General features: G+C 68.4%; 12 protein-coding genes. 3 read left to right on the forward strand and 9 right to left on the reverse strand.

Going from position 1 to position 14,129, the window contains the following annotated elements; genetic code table 11:
- Nucleotides 1-205: 205 nt before the first annotated feature.
- Nucleotides 206-886: an endonuclease III gene (nth, locus tag FJX73_09050; protein ID MBM3470924.1), complete on the reverse strand. Its 681-nt coding sequence runs from the start codon at nt 884-886 to the stop codon at nt 206-208.
- Between the two features lie 149 nt (nt 887-1,035).
- Here nth and FJX73_09055 point away from each other — a divergent pair, with 149 nt between their 5' ends.
- The 3 genes from FJX73_09055 to FJX73_09065 are packed head-to-tail and all read left to right on the forward strand — an operon-like array spanning nt 1,036 to nt 4,486.
- A complete protein-coding gene (locus tag FJX73_09055; protein MBM3470925.1) occupies nt 1,036-2,127 on the forward strand; it encodes an aminopeptidase P family protein in 1,092 nt (363 codons plus the stop codon).
- The gene (locus tag FJX73_09060; protein ID MBM3470926.1) at nt 2,124-3,284 is read left to right on the forward strand and encodes a zinc carboxypeptidase; all 1,161 of its coding nucleotides are present in this window, start codon (nt 2,124-2,126) and stop codon (nt 3,282-3,284) included. The genes FJX73_09055 and FJX73_09060 overlap by 4 nt, the downstream gene beginning before the upstream one ends.
- Nucleotides 3,281-4,486 carry an aminotransferase class V-fold PLP-dependent enzyme gene (locus FJX73_09065; GenBank protein ID MBM3470927.1) on the forward strand — a complete coding sequence of 402 codons (1,206 nt, stop codon included), beginning with the start codon at nt 3,281-3,283 and terminating at the stop codon, nt 4,484-4,486. The genes FJX73_09060 and FJX73_09065 overlap by 4 nt, the downstream gene beginning before the upstream one ends.
- On the opposite strand, the gene menE is transcribed toward FJX73_09065, so the two are convergent.
- The 8 genes from menE to FJX73_09105 are packed head-to-tail and all read right to left on the reverse strand — an operon-like array spanning nt 4,475 to nt 13,924.
- Complete coding sequence (menE, locus tag FJX73_09070) at nt 4,475-6,667, reverse strand: o-succinylbenzoate--CoA ligase (protein ID MBM3470928.1); 2,193 nt, start codon at nt 6,665-6,667, stop codon at nt 4,475-4,477. The genes FJX73_09065 and menE overlap by 12 nt on opposite strands.
- Nucleotides 6,654-7,358 carry a hypothetical protein gene (locus FJX73_09075; GenBank protein ID MBM3470929.1) on the reverse strand — a complete coding sequence of 235 codons (705 nt, stop codon included), beginning with the start codon at nt 7,356-7,358 and terminating at the stop codon, nt 6,654-6,656. The genes menE and FJX73_09075 overlap by 14 nt, the downstream gene beginning before the upstream one ends.
- Before the next feature lie 14 nt (nt 7,359-7,372).
- Entirely contained in the window at nt 7,373-8,275 is a 903-nt protein-coding gene (locus FJX73_09080; GenBank protein MBM3470930.1) for a 1,4-dihydroxy-2-naphthoate polyprenyltransferase, read from the reverse strand.
- Between the two features lie 30 nt (nt 8,276-8,305).
- A complete protein-coding gene (menB, locus tag FJX73_09085) occupies nt 8,306-9,124 on the reverse strand; it encodes a 1,4-dihydroxy-2-naphthoyl-CoA synthase (GenBank protein ID MBM3470931.1) in 819 nt (272 codons plus the stop codon).
- Between the two features lie 7 nt (nt 9,125-9,131).
- The gene (gene menH, locus FJX73_09090; protein MBM3470932.1) at nt 9,132-9,956 is read right to left on the reverse strand and encodes a 2-succinyl-6-hydroxy-2,4-cyclohexadiene-1-carboxylate synthase; all 825 of its coding nucleotides are present in this window, start codon (nt 9,954-9,956) and stop codon (nt 9,132-9,134) included.
- Entirely contained in the window at nt 9,956-11,860 is a 1,905-nt protein-coding gene (gene menD, locus FJX73_09095; GenBank protein ID MBM3470933.1) for a 2-succinyl-5-enolpyruvyl-6-hydroxy-3-cyclohexene-1-carboxylic-acid synthase, read from the reverse strand. Before menD ends, menH begins: the two co-directional genes overlap by 1 nt.
- Nucleotides 11,857-13,332, reverse strand: coding sequence for an isochorismate synthase (locus FJX73_09100; GenBank protein MBM3470934.1), 1,476 nt, complete (start codon nt 13,330-13,332; stop codon nt 11,857-11,859). Before FJX73_09100 ends, menD begins: the two co-directional genes overlap by 4 nt.
- Complete coding sequence (locus FJX73_09105; protein MBM3470935.1) at nt 13,319-13,924, reverse strand: TetR/AcrR family transcriptional regulator; 606 nt, start codon at nt 13,922-13,924, stop codon at nt 13,319-13,321. Before FJX73_09105 ends, FJX73_09100 begins: the two co-directional genes overlap by 14 nt.
- Nucleotides 13,925-14,129: the final 205 nt, after the last annotated feature.

Raw genomic sequence — 14,129 nt, forward strand, 5'->3', positions numbered from 1 at the left:
GGGTCCAGACCCTTCCACGTGGTCAGCGGCGCGGTGCTGGTCTGTCTGGGCGCGGCTGGCTGGGGAGTCCGGATGGCGGCGCAGACCGCGGGGCTGGTCTACACCCTCGCGGCGCTCCTCGGGTTTCTCAGCACGCTCCTGATGGGAGGCAGGATCCCGGTAGTGGGCACCCAGGCGGTCGGCCTCTATGACCTGGCGTACCTGGCTATCGGCGGGATGGGCCTCTGGACCGGCTTCCGCGCGCAAAGGGGCAGAGGTGACGCAGCGGGCAGGCCGGGCACAACGGCTGCCGCGCCCGGCAGATCTCCCGACCCAGATAGATAGCCCGTAGCGAGAAGTCCGACCACTGGCCGCGATCCAGAAGCCGCATCAGGTCCTGCTCGATCTTCGCAGGATCGTCGTGCGCGGTGAAGCCAAGGCGCCGGCTGATGCGCCGCACGTGCGTATCTACTACGACGCCGGGCACGCCGAAGACCCCGCCGAGGATCACGTTTGCGGTCTTGCGCCCTACGCCCGGGAGTTCCAGCAGTTCCTCCATAGTCCGTGGCACAACACCGCCGAACTTCTCGTCCAGCATCCTGGCCATGCGCGCGATCGCACGCGCCTTCTGCCTGTAGAAGCCCGTTGGGTGGACCAGCGCCTCCAGTTCGGATTGGTCTGCGGAGGCGAACTCCGCCGCCGTCCGGTATCGGGCGAACAGCGCGGGCGTAACCCTGTTGACCTGATCGTCGGTGCACTGCGCCGATAGTATCGTCGCCACCAGCAACTGCAGCGGGTTGTGGTGCCGAAGCGGCAGGCGGGTCACCGGGTAGCGCTCGCCCAGGATAGCTGCGATCTTGGTGGCGCGGCGCCGGAGGGCAGTCAGTGTTGCGAGCCGCTGTGGCATGACCGCGTGCCGATTCGCCGGCGCATCGGATCGTTCCTGCCGCAGGGTGTTGCGCCGACGGGAGGTCTGTTGAAGGCGGACGGTGTATAGAGTGCTGCAACAGGGCGGCTTCCGGATAGCGCCGAACACCCGCACGAGAGGAGTCCCAGATGCCCGACACCGACCGCGTCACCCGCACGCGTGCCCAGATGAGATCTGCCGGGGTGGACCTGCTGAGTTTGCCGCCGGGCGACGACATGTACTACCTGCTCGGCTTCACCCCGCATGCGGACGAGCGGCCGTGCTACCTCTTCCTGACAGGTAACGACGCGATATTCCTCGTGCCCGAACTCAACGCCGGGGAGGCGCGCGCACACGTTGACCCGCCCTTCCTCACCTACACCGATGCCGAGGGCCCCGGGACGGTGCTGCGCGAGGCGCACAACCGGCTGGGCGATCCTGAACGCATCTGCGTCGGCGACACGATGCGGGCCGACTTCCTGTTGCTGCTCCAGGAGCGGTGGACAAAGAGCGTCTTTGCTTCCGGCGCTGAGGTGATGGCGCCGGTGCGCATGATCAAGACATCCGAGGAGATCGCGCTGATGCGCCGGTCCGCGGCCGCGGCAGACGTGGCCGTGGACGCGGCCTTCGCGGCCTGCCGTCCGGGCACAACAGAGACCGCAGTCGCCCGAGCGGTCGCGGGCGCGTTCGCCGAGCAGGAGGTGTCGCAGCCCGGGATGGCGATCGTGGGAAGCGGGCCGAACTCTGCCTACCCCCACCACCGGTCGGGCAGCCGGGGCCTGCGGGAAGGCGAGCCAGTCCTGGTGGACCTGGGCGGCCGCCTCGAGGGCTACATGTCGGACATCACCCGCATGGCGTACATCGGCGAGCCCTCGGCGCGCTACCGCGAGGTGCACGCGATCGTCGAGCACGCGGTGCGCGCGGGAATGGTCGCGGTCAGACCCGGCACCCCGCTCTCAGCCGTTGACAGGGCGGCGCGCGCGGTGATCGAGAGTGCCGGCTACGGAAGGCAGTTCACCCACCGCACCGGCCACGGCATCGGGCTAACCGGTCATGAACCGCCCTCGGTCACGCACACCAACGATCTACCGGTGCAGGAAGGGATGATGTTCAGTGTCGAGCCGGGGATCTATCTCGAAGGCGAGTTCGGGGTCCGCCTGGAGGAGATCGTGGTCGTGACCGCGCGGGGCGCGGAACGGCTGAGCATGCTGCCGCGCGAGGTGCGGGTGCTGCCGGCTTGAACCCGCGTATCCTGGCACCGGGTCCGCTCCTGGTACCGGGCCTGCTCCTGGCCGGGCTGACCCTCGCCGTCATCGCCGCCTGCATCCCCACGGGCACGAGCGCCCTTGCCGGATCGCGCGCACAACCGCAGGAGGCCTTCTACCCTTCGTACGAGCAGATCGTCGCCCGCCTGTCGCGGCTGCAGGCCGGCCTTCCGGATATCGTGCAGGTGCGCGAGATAGGGCAGAGCTCCCACGGCAAGCCGATCCTCGCGGTCAAGATCTCGGACAACGCGACGCGCGAGGAAGATGAACCGGCCTGGCTGTTCCTGAGCGTCGTCCACGGCCGAGAACCGCTGGGGCTCAAGATCACGCTCGGGCTCATACACGATCTGACACGCGGCTACGGAGTTGACCAGGAGATCACCGATTGGATCAACGCCTACGAGATCTGGTTCGTGCCGGTGCAGAACGTGTACGGGTACGAGACAAACCGACGAAAGAACGGCGATAACCCCGGTGTGGACCTGAACCGCAACTACGACTTCCGCTGGGATCGGTGCGTCGTATACCAGCCGCAGTGCATTGACCCGGCGTCGTCGTACTACGCAGGTGTTGCGCCGTTCTCAGAGCCCGAGACACGGGCGGTGCGCGACCTGGCCCTGGAGCAGCGGCCGCGCTTCGGCGTGGACTTCCACCAGGGCAACCCGTACCCGCAGAGTGAGATCATGCGGCCCTGGAGTACAGGCCGGGCAGAGGACCGCGTGCTTCCGCCTCCGGACCAGGGCACGCTGCTGGTTGTGGCAGGCGAGTTGGGCCGGTGGATTGCCGACGCCAGGCAACAGGGCGGCTTCTGCCGATCGGACTCACCGATCTTTGACCCCGCGGTGTGCCGGGCTCCCCAGATGTCGCTGCTGGCGCCGATGGGCCAGTCATCGAACTGGCACCACGCCACCTCGGGTACGTTCCACTACGTCATCGAGATCTCGCAGCGCCTCTACAACGACCGGTACTTCTATACCCCAGACCCAGCCGACGACGACCTGCGCTCGCTGCAGCAGGCCGAGGAGTACATCCGCACTCACACCACCGCGCTGCGGGAATGGCTGCGGTGGTTCCTGCGCGGCAGGGAAGGCGAGGACTTCATCTATCGCGCGCTGCCCCCAAGAACGCCATGACGGATTCCAGAACATCGAACCCGGACGCGCACGCCGCAGCCATCCGCGATCAGTTCCTTCTTCGCCGGGACGTGATCTTCCTCAATCACGGCTCGTTCGGCGCCTGCCCAAAGCCCGTTTTCGAAGCGTACCAGCACTGGCAGCGCGAGCTGGAAAGCCAGCCGGTGGAGTTCTTCGCGCGGCGGGCAAGTGACCTGATGCGATGGGCGCGCGCGTCGCTTGGAGAGTACATCGGCGCGGATCCCAACGACCTGGTCTATGTGCCCAACGCGACCACCGGGCTCAACATCGTGGCCCGCTCTCTGCGGCTCAACCCCGGGGACGAGGTGCTGACCACCGACCACGAGTATGGAGCGCTTGACCGCACCTGGCAGTTTATCTGCGAGAGACAGAAGGCGGTGTGCGTGCGGGCGCCGGTGCCCCTGCCGGTCACCTCCCAGGAAGAGGTCGTGGAGGCGGTCTGGTCACGCGTGACGCCCAGGACCCGGGTTCTGTTCGCCAGCCACATCACCCCGCCCACCGCATTGATTCTCCCTGTTGGGGAACTGGTCCGCCGCGCCCGGGCCGAGGGCATCCTCTCCGTGATAGACGGCGCCCACGCGCCGGGGCAGATCCCTCTTGACCTTGAATCGCTGGGCGCCGACTTCTACGCGGGCAACTGCCACAAGTGGATGTGCGCGCCCAAGGGCTCGGCGTTCCTGTATGCGAGGAGAGAGGCCCAGCGGCTGCTCGAGCCGCTGGTCGTGAGCTGGGGGTGGCGGTCCGACAAGCCGGGACCGTCCCGGTTCATAGACGAGCACGAGTACCAGGGGACGCGCGATCTGGCGGCCTTCCTGGCCGTGCCCTCTGCGATCGAGTTCTTCAGGGAGCACGACTGGGACGCGGTGCGGCAGGAGTGCCACGCCACGGCCAAAGGCGCGCGTCGGGCGATCGAGGCGCTGACCGGGTTGCCGCCGATCTGCCCAGACACGCGACCGGACGGCAGCCCATGGTTCGCCCAGATGGCGAGCGCGCTTCTGCCTCCCTGCGACCCGGAGGCGTTCCAGCAACGGTTGCGCGAGGAGTTCAGGATCGAGGTGCCGGTGTGGAACTGGAACGGCCGGCCGCTGCTGCGTGTGTCGGTCCAGGGGTACAATACGCGGGCCGACGTTGACGCGCTGATCACTGCTTTGATCCGGGCGGTCGGGGCGCTACGCCCGTAGCTTCTGACCGGCGTGCAGTACGGCGATCCCGCCGGTGAGCAGCCGATACCGGACCTCCTGGAATCCTGCCTCCCGCATGAGGCCGGCCAGCGTCTCGGGGTCCATCCACTGGCGGACCGAGTCGTGCAGGTACTGGTAGGCGTCGCGCCGTCCCGAGAGCCGGCCGCCCAGAAGCGGGATGATCGTCCTGGAATACAGGTCGTAGGCCGCCCGCAGCCACGACGCCCCCGGCCGTCCAAACTCGAGCACCACAACCCGGCCTCCTGGCCGTAGCACCCGATGGGCTTCCCGAAGCGCTCCTGATGGGGACGCAACATTCCGGATCCCAAAGGCAAATGACACCGCGTCAGTGGACCCGTCGGCCAGCGGGAGCGCCTCGGCATCCGCGCAGACGAGCAAGGCCCTGGCGCCCGACCCAGATGGCGCCGGGCATGCTTCATCCGCCAACCCTGCTGCCCGGCGCAGGCGCCTGGCGGCCACCGCGAGCATTCCCGGCGCAAAGTCCACGCCTATCGCGCGCCCCGAAGGGCCGACCTCGCGCGAGCAAAGCAGCACCAGGTCCGCGGTCCCGCAGCACACGTCGAGCGCCACGCCGCCCGGAGGGAGGCCGGCAGCCTGCACGGCCGCCCGCTTCCAGAGGACGTGCAGGCCCCCGCTCAGCACGTGGTTCAGCAGATCGTAGCGGCCGGAGATCCGGTGAAAGGCGTCCCTGACCCACGTGCGCCGCTCTGTTGGCGGCGCAGCCCCATTCCCGAACTTCTCGCGCAGCGCCCGGCGGATCAACTTGCCGGACGGAGATCGCGGGAGTTCGTCCACCAGCCAGATTCGCTTCGGCACCTTGTACCGGGCCAGGCGCGCAGCGCAGAAGGCGCGCACATCCTCTTCGTCGAGGGAGGCGCCGCGCCGCACTGTGACCGCCGCTGCCACGGCCTGCCCCCATTCCGGATCCGGAAGGCCGAAGGCGCCCGCGTCCTCCACATCAGGATGGCCGCCCAGGACCCTCTCCACCTCCGCCGGATAGACGTTCTCGCCGCCTGAGATCACAAGGTCGTCCCTGCGGTCCGAGATGAAGAGGTAGCCGTCGCCATCCAGGTATCCCATGTCGCCGGTGCTCAGCCATCCGTCCTTCAGTACACGCGCGGTTTCTTCAGGCCGGCCGAAGTAGCCGGCCGTGACCGTGGGGCCACGCACCAGGATCTCGCCGTCCTCAATCTTGATCTCAGTGGGAAAGAGTGCCTTCCCGGCCGATCCGGGTCTTTGCGGCAGGTCCCCCGGCGGCAGCGTCGCCACCTGAGATGCCGCCTCGGTAAGCCCGTAGGTCGGGGCCACCGGCACACCGCGCCGCAGGCACTCCTCGATCAGATCGAGCGGGGCCGGGCCGCCTCCCAGCAGCACGCACCGCAGGGTCGGTGGATACGGCCGATCGCCCCGCTCGTCCAGCATGCGCTGCAGCATGGTGCTGACCACCGAGACGATGGTCACCGCTCCGGCATCAATCTCACGGTTGACCTCTCCTGGATCGAAGGCCTCGTGCACCACCGCGGGTATGCCGTAGATCACGCTGCGCCACAGGATCGCCAACCCCCCCACGTGATAGAGCGGCAGCGGGGCCAGCCAGCAGTCGTCGTTGCGGAGCCCGAGATTGAAGGCCGAGCCGACCGCGCTCCACCAGTGGTTGCCGAAGGTCAGCACGACACCCTTGGGCCGCCCGGTAGTGGCCGAGGTGTAGATGATTCCCTGCACATCTGAAAGCGTAATGTCGTCGCGCAGGGGCGCGTCTGCCTCGGGTAGTACGGCCAGTTCCTCGATCGTGAGGATCCGGACGCCGGTTCCCGTGGCCCGAGCATTCGCCTCGTCGCAGATCGCCAGCGCAGGCCGCGCGTCCTGAAGGCACCACGCCACCTCAGCCGGGGCCATGCGCGTATTGACCGGAACCATCACCGCGCCCAGCCGGGCCAGCGCGTGAGTGAGCACTGCGAAATGCACACCGCCTCCAAGCACGAGCGCCACGCGCGCCCCCGCGGCCATACCCAGGCCTGCGAGCTGCCGCGCGGCACGGTCCGCTCGGCAGTCTAGATCCTCGAACGTCAGCCGATCACCGCCGGCCGCCACGGCCAGGCGCCGAGGAAACGCGCGCGCCCGCGCCCGGAGCCAGTCGGGCAGGGTCTCAGCCGACGACATCAACGAGGCCTCTAAGCGCTTCACAGTCCTCGCACCCGGCGATCCCCCGCGGCGGCGTGCTCCTGGACAGCACCTTGCGCACCTCTTCCAGCAGCGGGGGGATGATCCGGTCGGCGCGCAACTCCACCGACCGGTGCGCCGCGATGAAACCCAACGCCGCGCCGCGGTCGCGCAGAGGCGGCCGGGCGGCATCGGGCTCCATGTAGATTAGTGACAGGCCTGAGACAGGCTTGAAGCCGATGCGCTCGGCTATGTAGGCGTAGCTATTGAGCTGTATCTTGTAGGTCTCGAACAGCTCTTCCTGGACCTGCGTGATGCGCGCGGTCTTGTAGTCCACGATGTGATAGGAGCCGTCGCGGAGCTTGAATACATCGTCGGGGGAGCCCGTGAGTATGATCCCGGTCGGCGGATGCGTGATCCTGTATCTGCTCCAGTGGAGAAGCCCGCCGTTCTTCACATAGTCAACCACCCGCCCGATCTTCGGATACCAGTCGGGCAGCCTGCCGTGCCGGTCGAAGAACCCGTGCACCGTGCGCTTGGTAAAGGAGTCAATGACGCTGAAGATCCCGGGAAACGGCATCTGATAGGGCAGGGTGCATTTGTGCTGGATCCAGAAGCAGCGGGGGCAGAACCCATCTAGTACGCCGGCCAGACTCCTTCCCGAGATTACGATCTCACTAGCGCCCCTCACCGCAAATCACCTCCTCATGAACCCCGCAGGAGGCTGGCTGCCAGCAGCGCCCCGTAGACAAGAAGCAGCCGCGCGGTCCGCTTCAGCGCCTCGACAAGAGCCGCGGCGGCGTCGTGCCGCAGCACGGTTCGCACCAGCCCCACCATTGTGGGCGCCGCCAGCCAGGGTAGCCAGAACCACGGTCCGAGCAGCCCTGCCAGGCGCATCACCGCAGGCGCAGCCATGGCTCCGGCCAGGCAGAAGACGTACTGCGCGCGGGTGGCGCGCGGACCCAACCTTACCGCGAGCGTCCGCTTTCCGGCCGCGCGGTCGGTGTCAATGTCGCGCAGGTTGTTGAGCACCAGGATGGCAGAGGCCAGCAACCCCACCGGCACCGAGGCGGCCACCGCCACTGCGCGTATCTCTCCACTCTGCACGTAGTCGCTGCCTACGACGGCCACAACCCCGAAGAAGAGGAACACAAACAGGTCCCCCAGCCCGCGGTAGCCCAGACGCAGGGGACTCGCAGTATACGCCAGGGCAGCGGCTATGGAGGCCAGCCCCACCACCAGCAGCGGCCATCCCCGCAGCACCACCAGGTAGATGCCGGCGGCCGCTGCGACACCAAGACACAGGTAGGCGCCGACAAGCACCTGCCGCGCCGAAAGCAGGCCGGCCTGGGTAGCACGTGCGGGCCCCAGGCGGCCTGCGGTGTCGGCCCCCTGTAGGAAGTCGAGCGCGTCGTTGTGCAAGTTCGCGGCGATCTGGATGCTGACGGCGGCAATCAGCGCGGCAAACGCGGGCAACGGCGCGAACATCCCGTCCCCGGCCGCGGCAGCCGTACCGACCAGCACCGGGGCCACTGCCGCGGTGAGCGTGGGCACACGAGCGGCGAGCACCCAGGCCCGCCACGGGCCGGCCGCGCCTGGCGTATTCATCCCGTCCTCCGCGGCGTCCATGCCGCGCGCCTACGGGTACCTTGGGAACTTCTTGAAGTTAGGCCTGCGCTTCTGTAAGTAGGCGTCCCGGCCCTCCTGCGCCTCCTCCGACATGTAGTACAACAGCGTGGCGTCGCCGCCAAGCTGCTGCAACCCGGCCAGGCCGTCGGTGTCGGCGTTGAACGCGGCCTTCAGCAAACGCAGGGCCAGCGGGCTCTTCTCAAGCAGCTCCTTGGCCCACCGGACCGCCTCTTTCTCGAGCTGATCAAGAGGAACAACGACGTTCACCAGTCCCATCGCCAGCGCCTCCTGGGCGTTGTACTGCCTGCACAGGTACCAGATCTCGCGGGCCTTCTTGTGGCCCACGATCCGCGCCAAGTAGGTCGAGCCGTATCCGGCATCGAAGCTGCCGACCTTTGGACCGGTCTGCCCGAAGATCGCGTTGTCGGCCGCGATCGTGAGATCGCACACCGTGGCCAGAACGTTCCCGCCGCCGATGGCGTACCCAGCCACCACCGCTATCACCGGCTTGGGCAGTATGCGGATCTGCCGCTGCAGATCGAGCACGTTCAGCCGGGGGATCTTGTCGCCACCAACGTAGCCCGCGTCGCCCCTTATGCGCTGATCGCCGCCTGAGCAGAACGCCTTGTCGCCGGCGCCGGTGAGGAGCACCACCCCGACGGCGGAGTCGTCGCGCGCATCCGCGAAGGCATCCATCAACTCCTTGACCGTCTCGGGCCGGAAGGCGTTGCGCACCTCGGGCCGGTTGATGGTGATCTTCGCGATCCCATCGGAGTGCTCATAGATTATGTCGGTGTAATCCTTGACCTTCGTCCATCTCACCTGCATCGGATCCTCACCTCATTCCTTCGACCTGACTGAGGAACTCCATCACGAGCGCGCGAAACCGCTCGGGCTGCTCCAGGTGCGCTGCATGCCCTGCTCCAGGTACGACCTCTAAGATGGCCCGCGGGATAAGGGCGCGCATCTCCTCTCCCATCGCGCAGTAGGCAGGATCGAGCCCTCCTGCGATGAGCAGCGTGGGCACGCGAATCTGCTGGAGGTACTCATGCATAGGCGGTTGCACGCCTTGACCCAGGCCGCGCAGGCTGTTCGCCAGGCCCGTGGGGTTGTTCCGCAGGCGCCGGGCGCGGAGGCCCTGCCGCGCCTCATCAGGGAGCGTGGCCTGGCTGGCGAACAACGGCAGGCGCTCCCAGCGATCCACGAACGGCTCGATCCCATCCCGCTCAATAGCCGCTGCCAGCGCGGCGTCCGCGGCGGCACGCCCGCGGCGTGCGCCGGCGTCGCGGATCCCAGGCGAGGCGCTCTCCAGGATCAGCGCGGACAACCGTTCAGGGGCTACGATAGCCAGCGAGATCGAGACGCGGCCGCCCATCGAGTAGCCCAGCAGCCCCGCCCGCCGGATCCCCAGGGCGTCGAGCACGCCCAGCACGTCCTCGGTGGCGTGGCCGATCCCGTAGCGCGCGGGATCGTCCGGCGCGTCGGAGGAGCCGTGGCCCAGGAGATCCACCGCAAGCGTTGCGTGGCTCCGTGCGAAGACCTCCGCGTGCTCTGCCCAACCCGAGGCACTGCCGGTGAAGCCGTGCAACAGCACGAGCGGCGGGCCGGCGCCTGCCTGTTCGACGTTGAGATTCACACCGTTCACTGGAAGCCGGGGCATCAGGAGGGTCCTCCCGCGGCGCCAGGCGGCAGCCAGGCCCGCAGGGCGGACTCGACCGTCTGCCAGACCTCGCGGTGCAGAAGAACGTTGCGGTCCCGCGCCGTGCGCACCTCGACGATTGAGAGCCCCTCTCCGGAGATGCCTTCACGCACGTGCGCCCTGAACTCTTCCCAGGACTCGACGAGCGCATGTCTGGCGCCATACAGCCCGGCGGCGTGGCGGAAGTCGAGGCCGTGCGGCGTTCCGAAGAGCGCCTCGAAGTATTCCGGGTATCCTGCCTGAGGCAGGAAGGAGAAGATGCCGCCGCCGTCGTTGTTGATCAGCACGATGGTGGCATTCAGCCCGTACAGCTTGGCCGCCAGAAGCCCGTTGAGGTCGTGGTAGAAGGCCAGGTCCCCGAGCACCAGGACCACCGGCGCCCGGGTTGAGCCCGTCGGGCGGCCGCCGCCGACCCGCGCCCCCATCCCTGCCGCGACCCCCAGCGCGCTGGAGACCAGCCCGTCAATCCCGCTGGCGCCGCGGTTTCCCAGGAACCGGACCGAACGCGGCGTTCCCGGAGAGAAGGTGTCGAGGTCCCGCACCGGCATACTGTTGCCCACATAGAGCACCGCGCCGTCGGGCAGCAGACCGGCAAGCTCGGCGAACACCTTGCCCTCGAACGGCTCTGCCATCGCATCCAGCCGGATCCTGATGGCATCCCGAGATTGCGCTCCCAGGCGTTGCCACAAGGCCAGCCAGTCGTGCGCCCCGCGCGCGCTCGATACAACCCCCGGCACGCTCGGTACCGCCCCAGGCGCGCTCGATACCGCCCCGGTGGCGGCCAGCGCACCGAGGACCGCCTGGCACAACGGCGCAGGATCGGCGTGCACGAACTCCGCGGCCAGCCGCGCAGGATCGTTCCACTCGCCGCCAGCGTCTACCACGATCTGCCGGACCGCGCCGTGCACTTCGAGATACCGCAGCAGCGGCTTGGACGCGGGCGCGGCGCCAAACCTCAGCACAACCTCAGGGGCCAACGTCTCGTTCGCGCCGCGAATCCGGAGCAGCGCATCGTAGCCGTCAATGACCGGGCCGCGGTCGTGCGGCCCGCAGCGCACCTGCGAGAGGGGATCTGCCAGCACAGGATAGCCCAGCGCAGCGGCCAGTCGGCAGACGGCATCCGGCAGCGCAGGATCGTCCAAGGGCCCACAGACGATCAGACCCCGCCGGCGTTGCGTCAGCTCTCGGGCCAGCGCCGAGGCGAGCTCGGGATCCGGCGCCCTTCGCACCTGGGAGGCGACGTAAGGCCGTCCCTCATCGCGACCGGTCCAGGCCGCATGGGCCCGCGCCTCCTCAGGGGGGAGCTGTTCCGGCGCGGGCACCGGCACCAGCGGCTCCCTCAGCGGGAAGTTGAGGTGCACCGGGCCCGGAGGCGCGCCCGCGGCCACGGCCACAGCGCGCGAGGCAACGCTGCGGGCGTAGCGCATCAACGCGTCCGTGGCCTCCGGGATAGCCACGTCGGCAAACCACTTCGCGTGCGTCCCGTAGAGACGCACCTGGTCAATCGTCTGCAGCGCCCCGGTGTCCCGTAGTTCGTGCGGGCGGTCGGCCGTGAGCACCACAAGCGGCACGCGGCCGTATCGCGCCTCTATGACGGCGGGCAGGAAGTTGGCCGCCGCGGTGCCGGATGTGGAGAGCAGGGCCGCGGGACGGCTCAGCCCCTTCGCCAACCCCAATGCGAAAAACCCCGCAGACCGTTCGTCAATCAACGTCCAAACCCTGATGCCTGGGTGACGCGCCGCGCATACTGCGATGGGCGTGGAGCGCGATCCCGGGCAGAGACACAGGTCTGTCACGCCCGAGCGCACCAGTTCGTCCACCACCGCGCCGATGTAGGCGTAGGTCGCGTTCTCGGGGACGTTCATGCAAACCCCTCCCGTATTCCCAGGGCAGACAGCATCGGCCGCAGCTTCAGGCGGGACTCCTCGTACTCCTGATCCGGGTCTGACTCCGCCACGATGCCGCATCCGGCGAAGAGCACCGCCTCGTCGCCGTGCAGCAGCGCCGAGCGGATGGCGACCGCGAACTCGCCTTCGCCTGTCTGGTCCACCCAGCCGACCGGCCCGGCGTACCATCCTCTGTCCAGGCCTTCGTACCTGTGTATCCACTCCAGCGCCTCGTTGCGCGGAACCCCTCCCACGGCCGGGGTGGGATGCAGCCGTGCGACCAGGTCCAGCAGCGTCACAGGAGGGCGGATCTTTGCAGTCAACGGGGTGCACAGATGCTGCACGTTGGCCACCTTCAGCAGCCGCGGCCCTTCATCGGCGGAGACCTCCGTGCACACGCCGGCCAGATCCTCGCGCAGGAGATCCACCACGGCAGCGTGCTCGACCCGGTCCTTGGAACCGGCCAGCAGCATTTCTCCAAGCCGGCGGTCTTCCTCATCGTCGCGCCCCCTGGGAGCGGTGCCTGCAAGGGCCATGGCGCTCACCTCGCCGCCGCGCACCCGGACTAGGCGCTCCGGCGTTGCGCCCAGGAAACACCGGGTACCTCGCGTCACCGCGAAGAGCGTGCAGCCCGGATAACCGTCGCTCAGCATGCGCAGGGCAGCAATGGCATCAAAGGGACCGCCGCGCACCCGGACCGACCTGGCAAGCACTACCTTGCGGAGGATCCCTTCCCGGACGGCCTGCGCAGACGCGGCGACTTTGGCCCTCCAGTCGCCACATGCAGGATGCTCCTCGACCGTCAGCCCGTGATGGGTCTGAGGTGCGGCGCCGACCGGCGCGGCGCCGATTGGCTGTTCGAGGGGCTCAACCGTCTCGGGCATCGCTGGCTCAACGGAACCGGCAGGCGTGACCACCTTCGAGAGAACAAGCCGGCTCTCCCCGCCCGCGCTCGCCACACAGGCCCTGGGGAGGGTCAGCAGACCCGCGGGAAAGCCCTCCCACTCCGGACTGACAGGGCCACCGGGCGCGAACGCAAACCCCCCGATCAGAACAGGGCCGGGCTGACCGAGACCCATCGCCACGGGGGCGAGGCCCGCGTCACCGACGGCATCGCGCAGGAGCGCCTGCCATGCCGCGCCGGCTTCTGCGAAGCGCCCTGCGCCGGCGGCCGAGATTGCCCAGGCGCGTCCGACGCCCACCATGCTGAGGTCACGGTGCGGAGCAGTCCAGAGTACCCGGTCGTGCGCTCCGGAGGCATCGGCGAAGACGGCGATTGGATCAACAGCCGGAATGCGCGCGCCGGCCCAGGCCAGCACCGGCCGTCCTGTTTCGCGCGCCCTCTGACCGGCGGCGCCAACCGCGGCCCGGAGCCGGCGCGCCAGCGTTGCCGGGTCTGCTCCTGCCGCCGCCTCGTCCCGCAGGACAGTGCTTTGCTTACGAGGATTCACCGCTAATCTCCACGCCGATGCTGCGCAGCAGCACCGTCCGCAGCGCCGGCAGCCCGGCCAGCAGGTCCGCGCCCGAAGCCATCTGCTGCGTCAGGACCTCATTGATCGCGCCAATCCACGCGGCGGCAGCGGTGCGGGTGTCCTGGGCGGGAATCGCCTCGTCGGCGACGGCGCGATCGAGATGGCGCTGGATCAGCGCTGCGAACCGCCTGTGTATCCCAAGGCGGCTCTGCTCGAACTCGGGACCAAGCGCGGCCGATTCAACGAGCAGTATCCGGGCCAAGTCTCTGTGCGAGGCGGCAACCTCCAGCACGACCCGCAGCGCGGCCTCGACTTTGGCCAGGGCGCCGCCTTCCCTGTCAATGGCGTGGTCTACGCCGGCCTCAACCATGCCGGCAAGCTGATCCAGGAGCGTTAGGAAGATCCCCTGCTTGCTGGGGAAGTAGTGGTAGAAGGCGCCCTTGGAAGAGCCCGAGGCGGCCACGATGTCGTCCACGGTTGTGCCGTGGTACCCGCGTTGGGCGAACACGTCCATGGCCGCATGGACCAGGCGGTCGCGGGTCGCGGACTCCATGTTGGTACGGCGGGCCATTATCGGAGCCACACCTCTGCGCGTACACGGGCCATTAGCGGAGCCACACCTCTGCGCGCCCGCGGGCCATCACCACCACGTCGGGCAGACCGACGCGTCGGTCTACAACGAGGGTATGCGGGACTGATCGTGATGTCAACCCGCAGTCAGAGAAACGCCGCAGGAAGTGCGCGGCCACAGGGGTCTGCGGCAGGCATCGGCCCGC

The sequence above is a fragment of the Armatimonadota bacterium genome, from assembly GCA_016869025.1.
In the GTDB taxonomy this organism is placed as follows: domain Bacteria; phylum Sysuimicrobiota; class Sysuimicrobiia; order Sysuimicrobiales; family Humicultoraceae; genus VGFA01.